The sequence below is a fragment of the Microvirga sp. P4_A5 genome, from assembly GCF_056402495.1.
The window spans coordinates 18,656-40,601 of sequence record NZ_JBFUHH010000014.1; the positions used below are offsets into that span (position 1 = coordinate 18,656).

Sequence of the window (21,946 nt, forward strand, 5' to 3'; positions counted from 1 at the left end):
TAGGGCGCTGCGCCCGGGACTTCAACTCGGAAACGTCCCAGCGGCCATTATGTTCGCTTTCCGCCCCTAGAGGACAACCGTGACCTTTTCGGCCGCGCGGGTCAGCGCCGTATAGAGCCAGCGGCTCCGGTGCTCACGGAACGCATAGGATTCGTCGAACAGCACCAGATCGTCCCATTGCGACCCCTGCGCCTTGTGAACCGTAAGCGCGTAGCCGTATGTGAACTCGTCGGATTCCCGCCTGATCGCGAAAGGCACGTCCTCCTCGGCGCCTTCGAAGAACGCCTTATGCACCGACACCTCAACGGACTTGCCGCGCACTTCGCCGTCCGGCAGCACATCCATCCGGATGAAATCGTTGCGGATGCCGTGAAGCGTCTGGATGCTCCAGGTTCCGCCGTTCAGCAGCCCCTTGGTCTTGTCGTTGCGCAGGCAGACGAGTTTCTCGCCGGCAGCCGGCATCGGATCGCGGTAACCCTGCAATTCCCGCAAACGGGTATTGTAGAGGCGGCGTGACTTGTTGAGACCGACCAGAACCTGATCCGCCGCCATTACGATCGCGGAGTTGATCTCGCTCCTGCGGATGACCCTGCTGTCGCCATAGGTGCCGTGGTCGAGCCGCCCTCCCTCGCGAACCGTCAGCGACATCTGGATGATGGGATTGTCCCTGGCCTGGCGATGGACCTCGGTCAGCATGACATCCGGTTCCGCCTCGGTGAAGAACCCGCCGCCCTTCACCGGCGGCAATTGGGCGGGATCGCCGAGCACCAGAACGGGTTGGCCGAACGACAGCAGATCGCGGCCGAGTTCCTCGTCCACCATCGARCACTCGTCGATGATGATCAGGTCGGCCTTTGCCGCTGCGCTTTGGCGGTTGAGCACGAATTGCGGGCCCCCCTCATCCGATTCCCGGGAGCGGTAGATCATCGAGTGGATGGTGGACGCGTCGGCGCAACCCTTCGAGCGAAGCACGAGAGCAGCCTTGCCCGTGTAAGCGCCGAATGCGACGTCGCCATCGACGCCTTCGGCGATATGGCGCGCCAGCGTCGTCTTTCCCGTGCCGGCATATCCGAACAGCCGGAAGAGTGGCGTCTCGCCCCGGCGAAGCCAATCGGCGACGGCCTTCAAGGCAGCGTCCTGTTGTGGTGACCAGGTCATGGATTCCTTGCCTCCCGACGCAGACTGTAGATGAGCCCGGCGACGATGCAGGCGCTTCCCACGAACACGTAAGGATCGAGCGCCTCGCCGTAAAGCCTCCAACCGACGATGGCGATCAGCGGGATACGCAGAAAATCGAGCGGCACCACCATGCTGGCGTCCCCGTGGCGGTAGGCGTTTGTCAGGCAGTAATGAGACAGCAGCCCACCGAGGCTGACCCCGGCGATTGCGAGTGCGTGCGACCCGTCGATCCTGTTCCAGAATGCCCCGCTGACGCCGAGGAGATTGAGGGGAAGCTGGATGACATTCATCATCAGGACGATCGAGAACGTGCTCTCGGTCATGGTCAGCCGCTTGGTGACGATCGCCACCAGCGCAAACGCGAAGGCCACCGCCAGAACCAGAAAGCTGGCGGGCTGAAAAGCGTCCATGCCCGGGCGAAGAATGATCAGGACGCCGGCGAAACCTGCGACGATCGCCACGAGACGACCGCGCGTCAGCGCTTCCTTGAGGAACGGAACGGCGAGAAGCGCCACCCAGGCGGGCGATGTGAACTCGAGGGCAAAAACCGTCGCGAGCGGCAGGATGGTGAGGGCGTAGGCCCAACCGTCGGTGCCGGCGAAATGCAGAACGTTGCGCAGGAGGTGCAGCTTGATCCGTCGCGGCCTCAGGTTGGCGCGCAGTTTGGGTTTTACGAGCGCAAGCGCGAGAAGGATCGCAAGCCCCACCGCATTGCGGATGGACAGGATCTCGAACACCGAAAAGGCGGGCGACAGGCCGCGCACCGCGACGGCGGTCGCGGAGAACGACACGAGCGCTCCGGTCATCCAGAAAACGACCGTCAGGATTTTGGAGAGTGGCACGCTTGGGACCGGCGAGTTTGAGGCCAACACCGCTTAGCGCGCCGCGGCCGCCGCGTGAAGCGTTCCAACATGCATGAAGCCTCTTACCGTCCCGATCGGTTCGGAGCCGCGCCCCTGTCGATACGGCAGGCGCAAGTTGCAAGTGATTCTCTCGCCGGCTTTGCGCCCAAAACCACTCGCGGGAGGTTCCGCACACAGTTTTTTTCACATTCCGCCGAAAGTTTTTTTGAGCGCTGACGAAAGTCTGATTTGCTGGCGCGCGGCTTGACGAAAGTGTCGCCCAAACGGTGCCGGCGAGCCTTGCGAAAATCCGCCCTCAAAGAAAAACGCGACCGATGCCCGGGGCCTAAATCCCTGCGATTGCAACGGTTTCAGGGTGTCGTCTTTGGCTTGACCTGCGAGTTCTTCGAACGCATCGCAGAGTCCCAAGCAACCATTGTGGGACTCGCTCGGAGCGGCCAACATCTCCCCTCTGGCGCGCAAGTTCATGGCCATGTGTGGCCGAAGTATCCACAGAAATCGTCCACGATCTACTTTCTACACTTTCCGTTAATCGGAACCCGCTTGGTATAACGACGTTGCCTTGCAAGCGTGACGGTTGCACGCGAAGGCCCTTGAAGGAGGCGGCTATGCCGATAGACGAGAAGTCAAACCCGCTGACGATGCTGTTCACGGGTGACACCGGTGCGACCAGCACCAGGAAATCCACCGCCAAGAAGAGCAGCGCTCGCCGCGGCTCGACCGGCGCCAAGAAGAAGACCGGCGCCGCAAAGAGCGGAGCCAAGAAGACCACTGCCAAGAAGGCGACCGCGAAGAAAACGGCCGCCAAGAAGTCTGCTGCGAAGTCGACCGCGCGGTCGGCGACGAAGAAGTCCGCCGTGAAGGCGGGCGCCAAGAAGACCGCTACGAAGAAGACCGCTACGAAGAAGACCGCCGCCAAGAAGACGGCTGCGAAGAAGACCGCAACGAAGAAGACCACGGCCAGAAAGTCGGCCGCGAAGAAGACCGTTGCGCGCAAGGCCCCTGCCAAGAAGACAGCAGCCAAGAAGTCCGCCGCTCGCAAGACGACGGCTCGCAAGGCTCCTGCCAAACGGGCAACGACCGCCAAGCGGACATCCGCCAAGACAGCCACGCGTTCGGCGACCAAGAAGGCCACGGCCGGTCGCAAGACCGTCGCTCGCAAGACCTCCGCACGCGGAACCAAGGCGGCTTCGAAGTCGTCCGCACGTTCCGCCACGCGCGGTGGTGCAAAGACCGCGGCCAAATCCCGTGGAGCCGCCAAGACGAAGCGCGCCGCAGCTGCGACCAGCCGCACCTCCGCTACCAAGCGGTCGAAGGCTGTCGGAGCAAAGCGCACGACCTCGGCCCGCAAGGGCGCGCGGAAGACGAAGCGCTAAACGTCTGCCGGTTGGTGCACAGGCCGCTCCGGCGGCTTCGTGCATGGACAAAAAAATCGCCCGGCTTCGACCGGGCGATTTTCTTTTGCCTCCTCAAAAAGACCGACTATCGCCGTATCTGATCGCTCTCACCCCAATAAGGCGTTGCGTTGTAGTACCGGTGGACATGCTCCTCCCACTCCCGATCGAATGAGGCGTCGTGCCCCTCCGCCGTGCGGCGCGGAGCCCCCCGCAACTGGTCCTCGTTGAGATTGAGCTCATAGGCATCGAGTTCGGGGCTGAACGACAGGACACCCCAGGGGAGCGTGTAATACTCCTCGCCGAGGCCCATGAAGCCGCCGAAGCTCATGACCGCATAGGCGACCTTCCCCGACCGCTTGTCGATCATCACCCGCTCGATCGTGCCGACCTTGTCGCCGCTGGTGCGGCGCACGGGTGTGCCTTCAACCTTGTCGCTTGCAATCAGGCTGTGGGTCTCACGGACGTCGCCGCTCTGAACCGTCTGCATGGCGTCTCTCCATCCTATGCCGCGATGTCCAGTGAACGCCGCAGGCGAAACAGCGGTTCCGGCGCACCCCGGGGCCGGGGATTCGGCGGGACGGAATGGCGGCGGCGCTGCGGCGATCGGAACCGGTTCACCTTGCGCGCCCATCACGCTAGCCTGACGGCATGAACCCGATTCGAACACTCGCCGCCTTTTGTCTGATGGCGCTTGCCGCTCCCGCTTTGGCGCAAGACAAGGGGACGGTAAGCCCCAAACAACTCCCCCCTCTCTCAAACCCGGATGACCCTGCGCTGCCCGCGAAGGAGTTGTTCGGACGCAGCACCGAACCAGCGTCCTTGCGCGCGCGATCCATCGGCAGCTATGCGCGCGGATGCGTCGCCGGCGCCGCCGCGGTCCCGATCGATGGAGCCACATGGCAGGTCATGCGGCTGTCGCGCAACCGCAACTGGGGGCATCCCGATCTCGTCCAGTTGCTGCAACGGCTTGCAGGCCGCGTGCCGCAACTCAACGGCTGGCCCGGCCTGCTCGTCGGGGACATTTCCCAACCGCGCGGCGGTCCGATGATCACCGGCCACGCTTCACATCAGGTCGGCCTCGATGCGGATGTGTGGTTGACTCCGATGCCGGATCGTCGGCTCAGCCGTCTTGAGCGGGAGGAACTGTCGGCCACCGACATGGTCCGGTCCGACCTTCTCGATGTCGACCCGTCAGTATGGACGCCCCAGCATACGGCTCTTGTCAAAGCGGCCGCGAAAGAGCCTGCCGTCGCCCGGATCTTCGTCAATGCGGCCATCAAGAAAGCCTTGTGCCGCGAAGCCGGGGCGGACCGGAACTGGCTGTCGAAGGTGAGACCGATGTTCGGCCACAACTACCATTTCCATATCCGCATCGCCTGTCCGTCGGGCGATGGCGCCTGCGACGACCAGGCCCCGCCCCCCGGCGGCGACGGTTGCGGATCCGAACTCGCGGCGTGGTTCACGCCTCAGATGCTCCACCCGAAGCCTGGCAAGCCGCGGCCGCCTCTGACCATGGCGCAATTGCCCGCCGAGTGCAGGCAGGTCCTGCGGGCGCCCTGAAGCAGCTCCCGCAGGACATCGCCGATCAATGGGCGGCGACGCCCGTGCCGATCTGACAGGCCACGCCCGTTCCGCCGAGGCCGCAATAGCCGCCCGGGTTCTTGGCGAGATATTGCTGGTGGTAGTCCTCGGCGTAGAAGAACGGACCCGCGTCACGAATTTCGGTCGTGATCGCCGGCAGCCCCTTGGCCGCGAGAGCATCGCCATAGACGCGCTTCGAGCTTTCGGCCGCGCGGCGCTGGTTTTCGTCGAACACATAGATGCCCGACCGGTACTGCGTGCCGATGTCGTTACCCTGGCGCATGCCCTGGGTCGGGTTGTGGTTTTCCCAGAATGCTTTCAGCAAAGCTTCGTAGGAAATTTTCTGCGGGTCGAACACCACGAGGACCACTTCCGTATGCCCGGTTCGTCCGCTGCAGACTTCCTCATAGGTGGGGTTGGGCGTCGAGCCGCCGGCATAGCCCACAGCGGTCGTCCAGATGCCCTCGCCCATCTCCCAGAATTTGCGCTCGGCTCCCCAGAAGCAGCCAAGGCCGAACAGCGCCGTTTCCAGCCCGGCCGGGAACGGCGGGTGAAGGGGACGGCCGTTGACGAAGTGATGGGTCGCGGTGGGAATCGCCGCCGGGCGCCCCGGCAGAGCTTCCGCGGGCGTGGGAATATCGATCGGCTTGCTGACATTGAACATCGGATTTCTCTCGGTTGGCTCGCCCTATGTAATGGCTATCGGGCGAAACGGGAGGGTGGGGGAGCGCCCGATGCGCGCAATCGCGGTCCCCGATCTACCGCCCTGCGAGGTATCCGATGGGCTCAAGGGGCTTCTGGCCAAGCCAGAGCAGGAAGGACCCGAGCAGAAAGGCCGTGACGGAGGCGGGCAGGTGCATCAGGGAAAGCAATACGGGATCCCACAGAACAGCCGGCGCGTGCGCCGTGACGCGCTCCTGCAAGCCCGTGACGCCCCCGGTGAGGAACATGTTGATGATCCCCTCGACGGAGACGAACGACAGGGCATTGTTGACGATCGACCGCGTCCCATCGATCACCAGACCGACAAACCCGGCCGCGACCAGAATGAGGCCGAAGAAGCGCGCCAAAAATTTCAAGAAAGACCCCTGCCTGAACGGAGGGTTGAATATTAATCGGTTTCACCCCGCAAGCCAAGCGTTCCTGCGGTTTTTGCGTTCCGGGAAGTTCGACCTTGCCTTGGAGCGGCATTTGGCGATACACGACCCTCCTCCGCACACCGTGCGGACGGAACGCCAGCCGATCTCCCCGTGGGATCCGCCGGCCCCGGAGCTAAAAGCTCGAAAACGGAGGGGTGGCCGAGTGGTTGAAGGCGCACGCCTGGAAAGTGTGTATACGGGAAACCGTATCGAGGGTTCGAATCCCTCTCCCTCCGCCACCGTCTAACTCTCTGTTATCATTGCATAATTTTTGACACCATGCTTCCCGCAAGGCTCGGAACTTGCGGGGTCTTTCGCACTATCCCGTTCTCTGTGGCGGTCGGTAGCGTCGCAAAGAGTATGGATTTTCAGTCGCTTCCTTGGCCGTTTCTCTGAGGTCATTTGCGGCAGGCCGGTTGATTCAATTGCTGCGGATCGGAAGCGTTGCATGCGAGCGCTGGCGAGCGGTGAGTCGCCTGCGAACTAATCTCCGCATTTCACGACGGAGATTGCTGAGACGAAATATGGGCGTGTTCTCAAAGACTTAGGTCCGCATCAGTTTGTCAACCGTATCGGCAGTTCGAATTCCTCCCGCTCCGCCACCGTCTAAGTCTCTGTTATTGCTGCGGTTTTTTTGAGGCACGCTCGCCCCCAAGCCTCGGAACTCTCGGTGAATTCCCCGAAGAAATATTCTCTAAGGCAGTCTGGAAAGACGTAAGACCAAGCCATTCCGAGCCGCGTCTTCCCCCCAATTCTCCGCTCCCTATCAGGCCAGTCCGGTTGCCTGGAACGCTGCGAATGTTTGCACCGGTGGTTCGAGCCGCCGGTTGGCTGCGAGTCGCCTGCCAATTGTTACCTTCCGCTGGAACGGCCTAGAGAGCATCCGTCGATTTCCTCCAGGCCTCCCGGTTGTGGACAAGATGATCGGATGGCGGCTCGTCTCCGAAAATGGAGCGGCCGCCGTAAGAATTAGATTTTGTCCTCTCCTGTCCGAGCAGTTCGTCAAAGGATGCATCTGCGGCGCGTCGCTCAAGCAGGCGAGCCTGGTCATCAAGGCGCCTCAAGGCGAAGAGTTCGTCCTGCTGTCCCAGCTTCGCCTTGTGCACGGCGGATTTCAAAACCCTGATCGTCTCGTCGTAGACCTTGAGAGGCACTGGAAACGGGTGCCGGTCTTTTCCGCCGTGGGCGTAGGAAAAGCGAGCAGGATCAGTGAACCGGCACGGCGTCCCGTGAAGCACTTCCGCAACCTGGGCGAGAGCCCTGACGGTTCGGGCGCCGATTCCAGGCACCAGAAGAAGCTCGGGAAAATCGACCGGACCTCGATCGGCTGCCGCGGCGAGGGCTCCCTGAAGTCGGCGCATGACGACATTTTCCGCGCGAACCTCGTGGTGATCCGGCATGATCAAGTGCGGCAGAAACATCTGGCGTGCTTCTTCGACTGGGGCAGCCTTGTTTTCAATAGCGGCGAGCTCGCGCGTAATGCCGTCGGGCCCGAGATTTGCAAGGAGCTCGAGCTGCGCGCGGCGCGAAGCCTCGGCGCGTCGGTCGGTCAGATTGATGATCTGCCCCTGCCCTATCCCGTCGATGCCGGAATGCGGCTCGTCGACGAAACTTTTGAGGTCTTCCGATTGCCAATGATACCGCCGAGCCTTTTTAAGGTCGCCGTTCATCCCCTGCTGTACCACGACCCATTGCCCATCATCGGTGACGATGAAACCGTGGAGGTAGAGGTCGAAGCCATCCTGGATCGCAGCCGTGTCGACCTTGGCAACGAGCCGGCTGGCATCTGCGAGTGCAAGGCCATCAAAGCCGACCCGATTTCCAATGGAGACAAGCTCGTGCGGTGTTTGTTTCGAATGTTTACCTCGGCCACCGCATACGTGGATCCCGAGCTCGTTAGACAGCGGCGTGAGTCCACGCTTGAGGGCTCCAATGACACTGGTGGTGATCCCGGAGGAATGCCAGTCTATGCCCATGACGGCGCCGAAGGATTGAAACCAGAAGGGATGCGCCAGCCGACGGAGAAGCTCCTCGCGGCCGTAATGGTGCACGATCGCTTCGCTCATGACAGCTCCCAGACGGGTCATCCGCTCGGCGAGCCATTTCGGGACGTGGCCGCTGTGCAACGGTAGATCGGCTCTTCCAGCTCGGCGTGCCATGATGCGAGGTCCGTCAGGTTAGGGGTTAGGCTAATTGGTTCGAACGCCTTGAGCGAGTTGCATATATGAACTCAGGAATGACGCCGCAATCAGCATCGGTCCGGCGGAATCCATCGCACGGTGGTCCCCACTATTTTTTGAGACTTCAGTCCCGATTAGATCTCCAGCCGTTTCAGCAATTCGGATTCCTTCGCTCCGCCGGGTAGGATACCTCTGCCGGAATAATCGAAAAATATGCGCCACATCCCCTCCACCTCTATCAGCGAACCAGCGTGGAAATGGCCGGATTTGGGCCGGAAGCTGTCAGTCCGCTATCGGGCTGGGTTTAGCAGATAGCTGCCGTTCAGTTGCCGACTTCATCCCGGTTGTCCGCAACGGGTGAACGAACGCCAAGAGCCGTCGTGGGGCTTTCCCAGTCACAGCCATTCCAAAGAGTATGGGCGCCCAATAGCGGATGACCCAAAATGCGGATGCCGAAGTTAAAGGTTGTTGAACTAGCCTCGTATCGAACTTCTCTAGGTCTACTCGCCCTGCTCGGAGGACAGTGCCTTCGGGCCGAAGAACAATCCAGAGACAGTTCTCAAGGGTGTCGTCCTCCGTGACCGGCTACGCCGCATTATCATCGTTCGCGGAAACGGCAGTCCCAATGAAGCGCCTGACGTTCTCAATGATTGCGCCAGCCATGAAAGGTCGCGCTTCCGCTTGGAAATCCAGATCTGCGTAGCGAGGCCGGACAAGCCCCTCGAACATAACGAGCGCCCAGATAGCAGCCACGAACCCGGGCGCGCCTACCAAGCGGTGGCGCCGTTGAAGATCAAAGATGCGGAAAACAAACTCCGCAACGAAGAACTCTCCGACTGTTCGTTCATGGTAGTATCTCACAAGGTCCGCCACCTCGCTGGCCAAGGAGGATTGATTCAACCTCGGAGGCACAGACGTAGCCGAATTGACAATAGCTCGGTAGCAGGCCTTGGCATCGTTCGTTGCGAGTCCAAGGAAGAAGTCGCGAAACGACCGCCTATCCTCTTCTCGCAGGATAGCGACCAGCCCTGCGTCCAGAAGGGCCGCAGTTCCGTCTCGAAGGACGAGAACATTTCCCGGATGCATGTCGCAATGAACGAAGCCCACCTGGAACATCATCTTGTAGAGAGCCCGGAGAACGCGGAGCGCCGTGTCCCGGAAGACTGCCTCGGGCACCTCGGGTGAGATCAAAGGAACGGCATCTGCGATGTAGTCCATGACAAGGATTTCGCGGGTGGTCAGCTCAAAGTAGGGTGCAGGTACGATCAGTTTAGGCTGGCTCGCTAGGACCTCTCGGAGCTTCTGTAGGTTGCCCGCTTCCTTGATCATATCAGTCTGGGCAGCCACCATCTCTGCAATCAGATCGTACGTCTGCATAAGGGGTATGCCTCGCATTCTAGGTCGGCCAGCCAGGATGCGGACAATCCAGTGAAGGCACTCTAGATCTATAGCTATCCAGCGCGACACGCCTGCCCGCACCACCTTCACCGCGACCGCGGCGCCATCGAGAGTAGTTGCTTGATGGACCGTTGCGATGCTACCCGCTGCAATCTCAGTCTCCTGAAAGCTTTGAATCGACGCGCCCAGGGCGGATCTCAACGACGCTCTGATGACAGATAGCGATCGTTCTTGCGTCGTGACCCGAACATGATTCTGAAGACGTGAGAGTGGTTGAAGAAATTCTCGCGGCAGCAGATCGAGTCTATAACTGAAGATCTGCGCAACCTTGACGTACACTGGACCGAGCGCCTCGGCGGCCTCAGCACAACTCTCGCCTAAGGACAGGAGAAGGCGCCGTCGATCGCGAACCGCCGCGGCAGCGATGACAGTAGGCAGGTTCCGGCCAGCGACGCCAACTAATATTACGAGGCAGCGAGCCAATCTCCTGATAAGTTTTACGCGCCTTCCGAAGTCAAGTTCGCGAAAAGCGAGCACGCTTGCAATCGACATAACTGGCTCGGTCAGTACGTTCTGCTTGGATCGTAATCTTCAAAGATGGGCCCACCTCCGCCGGCGCCCATAAGTTGCATCCCTCCGGGAGCAAGAGGAACAGTCCGCCAGTAGCGAGCGAAATTGGAACCGTCGCGAAACTCTTGTTCAGTGATTTGTTCCATCCCAGTACAACTACCTGCGGCGAATTCTAGGTAGTTATTCAGAACAAGCCCAGCTTGCGGTTTTTCGAACGCAACTTTCACGTCACGCGGAGGGATCTGATCGACACCAACCGCGATGGCGATTCCTGACTGATCATCGACGAAGCGCTCATTGTTGACAAAAATATCGTAGTTGGCCGCATAGGTGATCCTCGCCGGAAAATCTGCAGAGTCGATCGGATAACCCGGCTCCGGCGCCTGATCCGCAGTTCCCAAGCTCTTTGGCGGATCAACGATGTGAATCCATCCAGTAATCTTGTCCCGCGTGGAACCTGATATCTTCCGACTGACAAGGTCGTTGACATCCCCGGGGGCCTTGAAGGCCGGATTGAGAGCAAACCGAATTTCGAGAGGCTGCCGCGCCCGATAAAACGAGGAAAGAATTGAATTGCCTGGCAACTGGACGAGGTTGCTGGTAAACCCACGGACCGGTAGCGTCGCCGTAGCTATGAGTCGATCGTCACCGCGCTGCTTCAAAGTTCCGCTGGTACGTAGCGTGGAGACAGCGAGAAGATAGCGCGCGCGATCCTGCGCGCTTGCAAGGTCAAAGTCGTCACTCTCGCCCGGTATCCCCGGGGCCTTCTTGTGGAAGACAATCAGAGGTTCTTCTTTTGCCACCGCGGATCCGCTCATTAATTCCATCGCCTGCGACAGGAAGGCGAGATTCATTTTCTCGCGCGTCTGCGGAGGGATCACCTGCCAATAGATCTTATTGTTGCGGTAGCTGTAGAAGTTGGGGGATTGCTCGCGTTGCGGAACTGATGTCCAAACACGGAGATGGTGGCTCGTAAGATTTCGTATCTCGATGTCCCTAGGGTTGCTGAAGATCTCTAGCGGGTCAATTCCCTGTCCCGGGTCTGCTTCGATGTGGTAATTTTGTGAGACCCTAAAGCTAACAGCAGGCGGGACGTAGTCTGCGAAACCGGTTGCCATGTCTTCTACAAAGAGACCTCGCGGATCGTTGTAGAAGAGCTGGGTCAGCATTTCACTCTTACCGTAGAGCTCCCAGTCCCGGATGATGAACTGGAATTCCCTCGTCCCAAGTTCGTTCACGTACGGAGGAAACACCTCGAGACGCATGAAGGCCTTGAGCTGCACTGCCTCTTCGATCCAAGGATCACTTGGGGTGCGCCTTCCTTTCATTGGGATCGTGATGGTAGATCCCTCAAACTCAATGAAGGTCTGCCCGGGACTTAGTGCTCGAAATGTTCGATAAGGCCCGGAGACGATTGGCTTCACCATGACAAGCTCCTTCTGCTAAACCCGATTCTCGGGCACCTCTAACACGGTCTCACTCGCATAAGAGTGAGAAGATTGGCACGGACTGTTGCCGCGAAAACCCTTGAGGGCGTTGAGGAGACCTTCGGGTAATGCGTATGGCACAAGTCCCTCGGACGTTGCTCGCATACAGCCAATCTCTTGAAAGCCGCGGGCAACTTCAGCGCGTCCTCGATGGGCTGGACGAGCGTATTCAAAATCGAGGCCGATCCGATGAGCGTGCAAGTGAGCCAAGCGCATACTGATATCGATCTCGTCGAAGGCGTGGAGTTCCTCGAAGTAAGCACAGGACAATCTTAGGGTGACTAGCCGGAGATCTCTTGCGATTTGGTCAATAACTTCCGGCGCATGCTCCTTTAGAAACATCTCCCGGCACCGCCCCTGCCAGGCCACATGACGCACATAGTAAACGTTGCCGACTACATTGGTTTCTTCAAAGGAAACGACGTGCCGGTATATGAAGGCGGGTTGGTCCATATGTTCCGTCCAGCGTAGAATCACCTGCTGGTTCATAGCGTTCCTCCATTGGCAAGGCCGCTGAGAGCGACGGTCAGCATACCGGAGCTGTCCGGCAGATCGAGGGTGAGCAAAGTGATGCCGTCGATGTGCACCGCCCTGCCGCAGGGAAGGTCGCCGGTTGCGTCGAAAACCACACGTCGCCCGAGCTTCCGGCATGCCTCGAGCGCCCCGAGGCGGCGACCAAAAGCACCCCCGTCCGATGCCACGATATCGCAGCCAATGCGGCCCTTCGCAGCTACCGCTAGCGTAATTCCCTCACAATGAGAGATCGAAATCGACCCAGTACCGTCGCCTTTGACCGGAGCTCCGTCGACGCGCCGATCGACACTACTTTCGAGATCCAGTAGCGCCAATGCAGTGCGGCGCCGCGTTTCACGCGCACTCTGTCGGTCCCTGACGAGCGCAACAGCGATGCTGTCATCATTAAACGCCTCCCGCGCCGCTCTCTCCAGATATGGCACTGCGAGCGCCGGCTCACAGGAAAGCGCTGCCATGGCGTCGACATCGCCAACAGCCCGAAATGTCGCGCGATGCCAGCGCTGGACGCACCGGCCCTCGGCATCGTCGACAGTAATGTCGAAGACGTAGTTGCCGTCCCGTGCTTCACGCTCGACAGCGCGGACATGGGCTGGTTTTCCGCCCGCGACAACCTCAATTCGTGTGACTGAGACGGGTAACACCCGTCGATGCGGCACCGTGACCTGCAATGCGTGCAGGCAGGCATCTGTGGCCCCGGGGTCCCACAGCAGGAGCTTCGATGGCTCATACGAGCCGAACCATCGTGAATTGGTCCTTGAAGAAAGACTAGCGATAACCTGACGCGAAGTCGCGACCGCAAAATGGTCGAGGCGGCTGAAACTGCCAGCGTTGAAGAGCAACGGTCCGTAGAGGCGGTCCGCTTGGAAGCTGGAAACCTGGGCCTGTAAGGGCTGGTGCAACTCCGATGCGATCTCGACGCGATTGGATGGTGCGAACCGAGCGCGAATGGCCGGCACGGCAAATCCGTCGTCGCAGGCAAAGATTGCCGCGTCAACTCCAGATTCTGATAGCAGACAGGCGATGCGGAGTTGCGTTACACCTGTAGTATCGAGACTGACGACCCGCTCGAAGACTACGTCCTCCAATACCGTGACAGCGCCGAAAACGGAAAGGCAGGAGACCGCCTGTGCCATGGCTTCGAGTGCCATAACGCCCGGAAAGATGCGACTCCCGTTGACGATATGATCGTCCAAATAGCGATCACGGCCGCGGGAAAGAGTGGTCTCTAGGACGATCTCCTTGTTCGGAAAATGGACTAGCGGCCGATCAAGAAAACGGAGCGAGGGAAGCTCGGGCTTTCCAAGATCGAGGTCGGGCGGAGGCCCGAATCGGCTTGTAACCGTGACGGTGCCGCATGCACAACACTGAACGAGTCGGTCGAATGCATCGAGGGCATCGTCTACTGAAATCGCATCAACACCGGATGAGGCAAGGCGTTCTATGGTTCCCAATCGCTCACCCATGCCGAGACCGCCCCATACCGACCACTCAAGCGCAAGCGCTGAGCGTCCCGATTTGGCGCGGGCCCATGCCTCGGTCGCCGCGCTCTGTGCGGCGTTCGCAAGCGCGTAATGCGCCTCGCCTTCAAGCCCGATGCGACCGATAAGCGAACCAAAAGTAATGATTCTGCGTAGCGCCGGCCCACAGGATGCGATAGCGTTCGCAAAGGCGTCCATCTTTGGCACGAGGCTGCGGAGTGCTGTATGTGAATCAACTGCCGATATGAGCATCGGCTCATTCACCGCCGCGGCATGGACGAGCAGCGTCGGCGGGCCAAAGACATCTATCGAGGGAGCTAGCGCCGCAGTCAGCCGTGGTCCATCGGAAGCATCGACACATACATACATGCATCGTGTGCCGGCCTTTGATGCCCGCGCCAAAGTCTCAGCTACCGCAGGCGTGTCGGGCGGGCTGCGTCCGACAAGGATCAATGTTGCCCCGCTCCGCCCAAGCCGCAAGGCGCATTCTGCGACAATTCCTCGCCCACCGCCGACTACGACCGCGACATCGTCGGCCGTGATTGCCGCAATTGGATCATGAGCCGGATGCGTGGGCGCGAATACCGGAGTTTCCAGAGCACCGCCGAGACCGAGGCGACTTTCCGAGTAACGACCCACGTTCCGATCTAGCACCAGCGCGAGGTCGGTAAGAGCCGTACTCTCACGAACGCCTCCCACTACACGAACAGTGCGGAACGAGCCTTCGCGCGCTAACGAACGCGCAAACCCCGAAACTGGTGCATCGTTATGTACGATCATGAAATGGGGGACGCCGTTACGCGCAGCTTCGGCGGCAATCGTGATTAGCGCTTCAGCAACGGGACGGGTGAATGGCGCCGAAAGCCGGATGAGCCGTCCGGACTGTCCTGTACACGAAGCAACTTCCTCCCCTGGGCCTCCAATAGTCACGGTTGACCATTCGATCGGGTCGATCTGCGCCGGCCAGGGCGCAGCGGGGATCCAGCGCACCGCGTAGGTTGCAACCCACGGCCTGACCCCGGCGACGCGGGCTGAATGGGACCCTTCGTCATCAAGTTCTCCGAGTTCTTGCAGCGCGTCCAACAGAATGCGAGGCGTGGCGTTCGCGAATTCGGTTGGCGCTGATGGTCCGCGGACCCCCAGCGATCGGGCGGCGACAGCCACGATCCTTGTGACGGAGAGCGAGTTCAGATGCAGAGTATCGAGGAAGCGATCGTCCGGCCCGAAACTTCCCTCCGGCAGTCCGGTCTGAGCGGCAACGACGGCCAGTATGGTGGCGAGACGATCGTCAGTCGGCACCACAATCGGTTCGTGCGCTTTGTGGGGGGGCGGCAGTGCGACCTCCACAACAGCGGGAGACGGGGAGCGCCGCCCGCACGGGCTCTCAATAAATGCCGGCTTTGAAAGTTCAAATGGACGGACTGGCCTATCGGCGAAAAGATCTTCAATCTGCAGGTCGCAGCCACGAACGTGCAGCTCACCCAGCGTCGAGAGCAGCGGTGCAAGCGAGGATCCGAATGCGTCGATAGAAAGCGCCGCAGCACCGCGTCCTCGAACGAGCCGCGTCAATCCGTGACCGGGACCTACTTCTACAAAAAGGTCTGCGCGCCGCATCGCCTCTTCCATTGCTGCATCAAAGAGGACCCGCACAGTGATCTGTCTTGCGAGCAGTTCAGACAGGGCGTTTTGCCCCTCGATGACCGAGCCAGTTACGGTTGACACGATCGTCCCTGTGCATGGTCTCCAGGCAATATCGGACAGGAGAGTTCGCAGCGCCGGAACTGCAGCAGCCATATCGGGGCTGTGGAAAGCGTGGGACACGGACATCCGCGTCGTCTCGATCCGCCGGCTCTCCAACAGCGCTGCTATGCCCTCAATGGCTGCGCGCCGCCCTGCGAACACCGTCTCGGTAGGACCATTCTCGCATGCGATCACTGCGCCGGCGGCGCTGGCGATCGGCTCTGCCTCAACGGCAGACAGGGCGACTCGTAGCATCGCGCCACCGGCTCGAGCCTCACGTGCCATGATCTCTCCGCGCATCCGCGCGAACTCAAGCGCGTCGTCCGCGGTCAGTGCACCACCCCAGGCGAGTGCTGCGATCTCGCCGAGGCTGTGACCCACGCCAACCACAGCTCGAACACCGAGTTGCCCCAAAACCGTTAGGCCTGTGAGACTCGCAGCCATGATGGCGGGCTGCGCAATCTCGGTCGCGACGCTATCAGTATCTGCATAGAACGGGAGCGACCGAGTCAACTCGGTGGCCTTCGAGAAGCAGCGGGACCACAACCCTCCGCCGGGCCTTGACGGCGCAGCCTGGCCAGGAAACACGAACCCGATGCGGGGAACTCTTGTGGCCTGTCCAACAAAAATCCCGGCCTCCATAGCGCTGACGTGCTCGCCTGCTGATACGGCCGACTTCGCGCGTGCAAGGCAATCGATGAGCTTACCTCCGTGCGGCGCGACAACAGCGACCCGAATCGGACCGCGCCCCGATTTCCGGGCCACGTCAGCGGCCGCATCTGTGAGCTCCGACATCGACAGAGAGAGCGCACGATGCTCAAGTGTCTCAACCTGGCGTAGCACCTCGTCTGCGGTAGCGCCCGCAAAGAGGAAAAGTTCAGCATCGTGAGCCTTCGGGGTACGAGACGTTACTCTGAGCGGCGTTCTCGCTCCCGCCCGCTCAAGCACGATGTGAGCGTTGACGCCGCCGAATCCGAAGCTAGACACACCAGCGAGGGGTGTTTTGCTTTTCAAACGCTCTGGGACCACGGGTGGGCGGAGACGGTGGTCCACCTCTGCAAACACCTGATGGGGCATGCTACAGCCAACGTGAGGGGGAACAATCCCGCGTCTCAATGACTCGACCGCCTTGATGAGCCCGGCAAAACCAGCTGCTGCCTTCGTGTGGCCGATGTTGGCCTTTATTGAGCCTACTGGGAGTGAACACTTAGCACCATCGCGCAAAGTCGCGAGAGCGCGAATCTCGATTGGATCCCCCACGGCTGTTCCAGTACCATGGGCTTCAACAAACGCCAGGTCGGTTGGATCGACCCGCGCTCCTTCATAGGCCCGTCGATAGGCAGTGAGCTGGCCCGTGCTCGACGGCCTCGTCAGCCCGCCTGCGCCGTCGGTCGACAACCCCCAACCGCGGACGATAGCAACCCGCGGTAGTTCGGCGCGCCGGGCATCATCGTCCCGCATCAGCACTGCGAAGGCGCCGCCCTCGCCCGGCCAGAATCCGTTTGAGCGAGCGTCAAACACTCGCATCTCGTCCGTGGCCAAAGCGCCATTGCGGGAGAACCCAACAAGTTCGAACGGATCGATACTAAGGTCGACCGCTCCCACAACCACGGCGTCGACTTGGTCAGTAGCGAGCAGGGTGGCCGCATCGGCTACAGCAACGAGCGAAGAGGCACAGGCAGCATCAACAGTGTAGGCACCGCCGTTCAGGTCGAAATGGTTGGCGATTCGTCCGGCGATGGTGTTGGCGAGGCCGCCCGCCAGACTATCCTCGTTCGGATCTGGGAAGTGGCGTCGCAGCTCCAAAGTGAAGCTGCGACGTAGACACTTACTTGCATCCGGCGTGAGCCCCTCGCTCTCGGCTGCTCGCGCCAGCAGGTCGTCGAGAAAGGGCGCACGAAGGCGAAGCAGGGACGCGCGGCTGAACTCACCAGTGAGCGTGTTGGCGACAACGACAGCCGTCCGTGCACGGTTAAGTCGCTCCACGCCGCCGATCGAATTGATCGCCTCTGCCGCAAGCTCTAGCGCTAGCCAGTGCGTCAAATCAGTGGATTCGAACGTCACCTTCGGGATCTTGTACCGTGCTCGATTGAAGCTCCAGTTAGTCAGGAGGCCCGCGCGAATCGGCGATATCGAGTCCGACTCACCGAGAACATTGGCACGGTACTGTGTTAAGTCGAGCCGCTCAGGTGGTAATTCACGGAAAGACCTCCGTCCTTCGAGAACATTAGCCCACAACTCTGCGGAAGAATCCGCATCCGGGAACCGACATGCCAGCGATAGAAGAGCCATGTTCGGCTGCATTGGCACCTCCTATCACTCCGCAGCGCGAAGAGCGACGGCCGGCTCGGCTATCCCAGCTCTGGACTGCCAAGCACGCCTTGCATCGCAGATCGCGATCCAAGCACCCCTGCCCGCAGTCACGATCGTCAGCGCATAAAAGAGTCCGAATACGATGTGCAGCTCCATGAAGAGCGCATAACCAGCCGCAACGGCGGCCGCGAAAGCGATCTGGTTCCGCGTCTTGGCCGGCGTCGTTGCCGGGTCCGTGATCATGTAGAAAGTGAAGAGGATAAATGAGAAACCTGTCATTGGCATCAGACCAGCCGCGATCGGGGCATCGTGGACCGTTGCCCGCGCGGCAGCCTGGGCCACAAAAGCAGCAGCCCACGCCAGGATGAGCGGAATTCGTCCGGTCGCCTTAGTATTGAGATAACTTCCCGTCCCGATGACCACGAGCGGAAGGAGCCAATCCACAATGCCAGATGTATTCTCTGTGAACTGGTAGGGAGGTGCTATCCCAACGGTGGGGAAGAGGAGAAGCGTTACTGTGATTCCAAAGTTGGACGGATTGAGCACGTGCCGAAGGACAGGCCGACCGTCCTTCCCGAGAGTCATGGTGACCCGAAACAGGTACTTGGAAGCCATCGCGACTGAAGCGGCGAAGGCGACAGCAGCCAAGTTGTGAGCCGTGTAAAGCAGCATGCCGATGGCGACCCCGCTTATGTGAGCGGGCAGCAGGAACTTTACGAGACTGAGAAACCCGCCTCTGTAACGCGCGGTTCTCTCCGCGCAACTAGCTTCGATGCTTTCGCCTAAAAGATCGGTCAAATAAGAGGCGCCCACTGCGACGAACGGCGTCAGCCAGGATTGCTCGAAACCCAGAAAGGCGTGCCCGAGCACATTGAGGAGAGTGATCGCGAACGCAAAGCGAGACAGGCCTCCGAGCCGCTTTTCGGAGTACCACCGCTCGGCCACGGCTCGGTGCCTACCTACTGATTGCGGTGCTTGAGCATTGGTTAAATTGATCGCCATCATCGCCTCCAATCGGCTGGGGCGTCGCGCGGGGTAAGCTCAGAGAAATCACGAGCGCCGAGGACGATGTGATGCCGCCCCGGAGTGAGAGCGATGGTCTGAATGTGCCCCCCCGCGCCGTCCCGCCATCTGAACTCGACATCGAAGGTTCGGTGGGCTGGGACGGGCCCGAGGCCCAGGTGGATCTCGGGAGCGCGCTTGCCTCCGTGTCCGGAGCCTCCATCGATCATGGATGTGACGGTACGGCCGTTCGGCAGGACTACGCGAGCCTCTGCCCCGATCGCCGCGCGTGTGCCTGCGACAGCACCCGGAACGCGCAGATCTACGACGATCGCACGTCCAACATCTGCCGAGACGTTCCGAAGGAATAGAGACGCGCTCCACTGGCGCGCGATGGCAACAGAGAGCCGACCGTCGCCGAACACGTCTGCAGTAGCAATCCCGCGCGAAATCGTGTCTGTGTCGAGCCCGAGAGAAGACCAGACGTCATAGTACTGGCCTCGCGACGTCGGTATGAAGAGACGGTCGTGGTCACGGCCCGATAGTTCGTCACCGGCCGAGAAGCGCGGCCAGGCGTTCGGGTATCGGAGGAGCTCGTCGTTGCCCATCGCGAGCTCCTGAAGCTCAGGCCACCGGCTTCGCTCGCCTTTAATGAACCCGACCGCTTGGAGGATCGCAGGTTCCCCCCTGTTGAGGAGGTCAGCGAATTTGATATCCCACGCCCAGCCGCTCATCCAGGTACCACGCGGGCCGCTCTCGTCGCGGTAAGGCGCCTCGCCCCGGGCCCACGCGCCGTAGTCTCCCGTATGCACGAACAGAAAGTGGCTTTCGAGAAGGGCGTATGGTGAAGAAATGTTGCTGACCGCAATCGCAGGCCGACCATCTCCAGTGACGTCCCCGAAATCGACTCCCATTCCCTTGAAGGAATCGCGGCCGAGCACCTTCGAGCGCGGGGTCGTTAGATTGCGTTTCCCCTCCACGCTCACGAAGCGAGGGTTCCCCGGCAGCGATCGATTGAGGAGTAACCGATCCGAGCCGAAGTCATTCGCAACGTAGATTTCGGGCAAGTACCGAAATTTCTGAAGGTCTTCGCCTGCGCTTTTAATGAACTCGTCATCAAGATCGCGAGCGGCCAGCGCCAGTGTCCACCCATTCGCCATCTCTGGTGTGAAGGCACTGCTCGCATCGAGATAGGAGATTGATGTACTGGTAGCGCCTTGCCAGAGCAGAAGCCGGTTTCGACCACCGTTCTCCGCACGCGACATCGAGTGCTGCATCTCAATGCTATCAGTCGCTCTGGGATCGAGGACGCGGTCGCCAACTCGGAAGTAGTTGCCGAAGATAAGGTCCGGGTGACCGTCCCCGTCAACATCAGCCAAAATGGCGGCGTTCGTGTTCCAGATCTCACGCTCGGCGATGATCTCAAAGGGCGTGAAAGCGGAAGGCGAGAGCTCGGGTTCCTCGTTTCGCATAAATGCGACCGGTGTGCGGCCCCAGTAGTAAACCACCAGATCCATCCACCCATCTTCGTTTACGTCGGCGGGGAGACACCCCATAGGCGCGATCGTGCGCCGATCGTATCCATCGGAGGGAACCGGCAAGGCAAACGTACGGTAGCGATCGCCGGTTCCTGGCGCTGACATGATGGAGACGCTATCGTTGCGGGGGTCGACGAGGCAGATGTCCGCCGGCCGGCCTGATTCTGCGATGTCCGCCAAGGCAATGCTCGCACCCACAGATGAGATCCACGCATTGATACGTCGGACCGACGGATTGACCGATCGGATGTTGCGTTTCGGCAGCCCGTTCTCGGCAGGCTCCAGGTAGGTTGATATGAACTGTATGGGCGCAGCGAGAGCGCTTTTATCTTCAGCCGAGATCTGGGGCGGCCTCGCAAGCATATAGAGCGCAAATACAACCGAGGAAGCCACAATCTTCGCCGCGTGGCGACGGATCAGGGCGCTCATGGGTGCTCCTCCATCCTGCGCGATACGGCACTTGAGACGGAGCGCCGCCAGATTTCATATCGGGGCTGATCACGCTCTGACTCTGGGAGCTCCTCACGCATTTCGCAAACGAGATTCGCGAGAGTATGTGCATCGAAGCCGATCGCGCGCGCGGCCATCTGGGTATGCAGGGGAACGTGACCAGCTCGGGCGCGAGCCGCGCAAGCAAAGGCGATTCCTTGCGCGAAACACGAGCGCTCAGTGCCGGCGAATTCGAGCGCGCGTGCGAAGTCGCTCTCATTCGACTGGCCGGCATAGGCCATGGCAAGGCCTAGACCGGACCAGAGATCGATCCAGTGTTCAGGCGCTAGCTTGCGGATTGCCGCTTGAGCCTGATGAACTGAGCCACCGCAGACGAACCATAGCGCTCTCCCGACCCCTTGTTCGTAACACCTAGCGGCGTATCCAAACCGTTCGCGTCGCCAGCCAGCAAGTAGCGTTAGGTGATTAAAGTAACAATCGTGAAATCCGAGGCCGTCGAGAGCGAGCCAGCGATGGATCGGGTCTAACGTTGCTAGAATTTGATGTCGGCGCCAAGGCACTCGCGCGAGCGCCCAGCCGGCACCGACATGCACCAGATAGGTGAAGCGGCTCTCGAATAAACTGATAAGCTGCGGGAGGCGCGCCTGCCGAAATGGCAGCGCGTCCGCAATGGCTGTTCCCATGGCAGCGCCTTCAGCGGCAAAGCCGCGAAGGTCGCTTCGGACGTTATCTACATAGGATATAAGGTCAGAGGAATCTTCTGCTTGGAGTGCAGCGTTGTAGCCGGCGATGAAAGTCTTTCCGATCGTCTCGAATGCTTGCCGGCGGATTGGATCACATGGGGTGAAACCTCTAACTTCGAAGCTTGCCGCCGTCGGCGACAGCGCGAGTAGGTGACAAATGCTAAAAATGGCGCTCCGAGAAACCAACGTAACATGTTCGGAACTCACAGCTCTGCCGCTCATCGGCTCCTCCTACTGAGGATGCGCTGAAAGAATCGCATGATGCCTGCCCAAAAGGTACGCGCTAGAGAGGGTGACGGAGCGTGAGAATTTCCGCTCTGGTCGAGATCGGCAACGAAAGACTGACTTGATGAT

The 21,946-nt window shown here is 60.4% G+C and carries 15 protein-coding genes and 1 tRNA gene; 3 read left to right on the top strand and 13 right to left on the bottom strand.

Annotation, left to right across the window (positions count from 1 at the left end):
- Positions 1–66 precede the first annotated feature (66 nt).
- Both AC1DVM_RS06760 and AC1DVM_RS06765 read right to left on the bottom strand, forming a co-directional pair.
- Positions 67–1,158 (bottom strand): ATP-dependent DNA helicase, encoded by a 1,092-nt coding sequence (locus AC1DVM_RS06760; protein ID WP_477253094.1) that lies wholly within the window; start codon positions 1,156–1,158, stop codon positions 67–69.
- Positions 1,155–2,021: a DMT family transporter gene (locus AC1DVM_RS06765; protein ID WP_477253095.1), complete on the bottom strand. Its 867-nt coding sequence runs from the start codon at positions 2,019–2,021 to the stop codon at positions 1,155–1,157. The genes AC1DVM_RS06760 and AC1DVM_RS06765 overlap by 4 nt, the downstream gene beginning before the upstream one ends.
- A 629-nt stretch (positions 2,022–2,650) precedes the next feature.
- On the opposite strand from AC1DVM_RS06765, the gene AC1DVM_RS06770 reads away from it, so the two are divergent.
- Positions 2,651–3,418 carry a hypothetical protein gene (locus AC1DVM_RS06770; RefSeq protein WP_477253097.1) on the top strand — a complete coding sequence of 256 codons (768 nt, stop codon included), beginning with the start codon at positions 2,651–2,653 and terminating at the stop codon, positions 3,416–3,418.
- A 106-nt stretch (positions 3,419–3,524) separates the two neighbouring features.
- On the opposite strand, the gene AC1DVM_RS06775 is transcribed toward AC1DVM_RS06770, so the two are convergent.
- Positions 3,525–3,926, bottom strand: coding sequence for a PRC-barrel domain-containing protein (locus AC1DVM_RS06775; protein ID WP_477253098.1), 402 nt, complete (start codon positions 3,924–3,926; stop codon positions 3,525–3,527).
- Between the two features lie 161 nt (positions 3,927–4,087).
- On the opposite strand from AC1DVM_RS06775, the gene mepA reads away from it, so the two are divergent.
- On the top strand, positions 4,088–4,999 hold the full coding sequence (mepA, locus tag AC1DVM_RS06780) for a penicillin-insensitive murein endopeptidase (protein ID WP_477253100.1): 912 nt from the start codon (positions 4,088–4,090) through the stop codon (positions 4,997–4,999).
- 25 nt (positions 5,000–5,024) lie between these two features.
- Here mepA and msrA read toward each other — a convergent pair whose 3' ends face one another.
- Both msrA and AC1DVM_RS06790 read right to left on the bottom strand, forming a co-directional pair.
- On the bottom strand, positions 5,025–5,684 hold the full coding sequence (msrA, locus tag AC1DVM_RS06785; protein WP_477253102.1) for a peptide-methionine (S)-S-oxide reductase MsrA: 660 nt from the start codon (positions 5,682–5,684) through the stop codon (positions 5,025–5,027).
- Positions 5,685–5,778: 94 nt separating this feature from the next.
- Entirely contained in the window at positions 5,779–6,099 is a 321-nt protein-coding gene (locus tag AC1DVM_RS06790; protein WP_477253103.1) for a PetM family of cytochrome b6f complex subunit 7, read from the bottom strand.
- A gap of 209 nt (positions 6,100–6,308) precedes the next feature.
- Here AC1DVM_RS06790 and AC1DVM_RS06795 point away from each other — a divergent pair.
- Positions 6,309–6,398, top strand: a tRNA-Ser gene (locus AC1DVM_RS06795).
- A gap of 633 nt (positions 6,399–7,031) precedes the next feature.
- Here AC1DVM_RS06795 and AC1DVM_RS06800 read toward each other — a convergent pair.
- The 8 genes from AC1DVM_RS06800 to AC1DVM_RS06835 form a co-directional block, all read right to left on the bottom strand.
- On the bottom strand, positions 7,032–8,318 hold the full coding sequence (locus AC1DVM_RS06800; protein WP_477253104.1) for a DUF763 domain-containing protein: 1,287 nt from the start codon (positions 8,316–8,318) through the stop codon (positions 7,032–7,034).
- Between the two features lie 606 nt (positions 8,319–8,924).
- Positions 8,925–10,289, bottom strand: a complete 1,365-nt coding sequence (locus AC1DVM_RS06805; RefSeq protein ID WP_477253105.1) for an ABC1 kinase family protein — start codon at positions 10,287–10,289, stop codon at positions 8,925–8,927.
- A gap of 11 nt (positions 10,290–10,300) precedes the next feature.
- The gene (locus AC1DVM_RS06810; RefSeq protein WP_477253106.1) at positions 10,301–11,734 is read right to left on the bottom strand and encodes a hypothetical protein; all 1,434 of its coding nucleotides are present in this window, start codon (positions 11,732–11,734) and stop codon (positions 10,301–10,303) included.
- 15 nt (positions 11,735–11,749) lie between these two features.
- A complete protein-coding gene (locus tag AC1DVM_RS06815; RefSeq protein ID WP_477253108.1) occupies positions 11,750–12,283 on the bottom strand; it encodes an acyl-CoA thioesterase in 534 nt (177 codons plus the stop codon).
- Positions 12,280–17,850, bottom strand: coding sequence for an SDR family NAD(P)-dependent oxidoreductase (locus AC1DVM_RS06820; RefSeq protein WP_477253109.1), 5,571 nt, complete (start codon positions 17,848–17,850; stop codon positions 12,280–12,282). The genes AC1DVM_RS06815 and AC1DVM_RS06820 overlap by 4 nt, the downstream gene beginning before the upstream one ends.
- A 12-nt stretch (positions 17,851–17,862) precedes the next feature.
- Positions 17,863–18,864 carry a hypothetical protein gene (locus AC1DVM_RS06825; RefSeq protein ID WP_477253111.1) on the bottom strand — a complete coding sequence of 334 codons (1,002 nt, stop codon included), beginning with the start codon at positions 18,862–18,864 and terminating at the stop codon, positions 17,863–17,865.
- Positions 18,861–20,828: a CRTAC1 family protein gene (locus AC1DVM_RS06830; RefSeq protein ID WP_477253112.1), complete on the bottom strand. Its 1,968-nt coding sequence runs from the start codon at positions 20,826–20,828 to the stop codon at positions 18,861–18,863. The genes AC1DVM_RS06825 and AC1DVM_RS06830 overlap by 4 nt, the downstream gene beginning before the upstream one ends.
- Positions 20,825–21,814, bottom strand: coding sequence for a DUF1702 family protein (locus tag AC1DVM_RS06835; protein WP_477253113.1), 990 nt, complete (start codon positions 21,812–21,814; stop codon positions 20,825–20,827). The genes AC1DVM_RS06830 and AC1DVM_RS06835 overlap by 4 nt, the downstream gene beginning before the upstream one ends.
- Positions 21,815–21,946 lie beyond the last annotated feature (132 nt).

Coding starts and splice junctions, on each gene's coding strand:
- AC1DVM_RS06800 (WP_477253104.1), bottom strand. CDS start 8,318: ATGGCACGCCGAGCTGGAAGAGCCGATCTACCGTTGCACAGCGGCCAC.
- AC1DVM_RS06830 (WP_477253112.1), bottom strand. CDS start 20,828: ATGAGCGCCCTGATCCGTCGCCACGCGGCGAAGATTGTGGCTTCCTCG.
- AC1DVM_RS06820 (WP_477253109.1), bottom strand. CDS start 17,850: ATGCAGCCGAACATGGCTCTTCTATCGCTGGCATGTCGGTTCCCGGAT.
- AC1DVM_RS06805 (WP_477253105.1), bottom strand. CDS start 10,289: ATGTCGATTGCAAGCGTGCTCGCTTTTCGCGAACTTGACTTCGGAAGG.
- AC1DVM_RS06815 (WP_477253108.1), bottom strand. CDS start 12,283: ATGAACCAGCAGGTGATTCTACGCTGGACGGAACATATGGACCAACCC.
- AC1DVM_RS06775 (WP_477253098.1), bottom strand. CDS start 3,926: ATGCAGACGGTTCAGAGCGGCGACGTCCGTGAGACCCACAGCCTGATT.
- AC1DVM_RS06810 (WP_477253106.1), bottom strand. CDS start 11,734: ATGGTGAAGCCAATCGTCTCCGGGCCTTATCGAACATTTCGAGCACTA.
- AC1DVM_RS06835 (WP_477253113.1), bottom strand. CDS start 21,814: ATGAGCGGCAGAGCTGTGAGTTCCGAACATGTTACGTTGGTTTCTCGG.
- AC1DVM_RS06825 (WP_477253111.1), bottom strand. CDS start 18,864: ATGATGGCGATCAATTTAACCAATGCTCAAGCACCGCAATCAGTAGGT.
- msrA (WP_477253102.1), bottom strand. CDS start 5,684: ATGTTCAATGTCAGCAAGCCGATCGATATTCCCACGCCCGCGGAAGCT.
- AC1DVM_RS06770 (WP_477253097.1), top strand. CDS start 2,651: ATGCCGATAGACGAGAAGTCAAACCCGCTGACGATGCTGTTCACGGGT.
- mepA (WP_477253100.1), top strand. CDS start 4,088: ATGAACCCGATTCGAACACTCGCCGCCTTTTGTCTGATGGCGCTTGCC.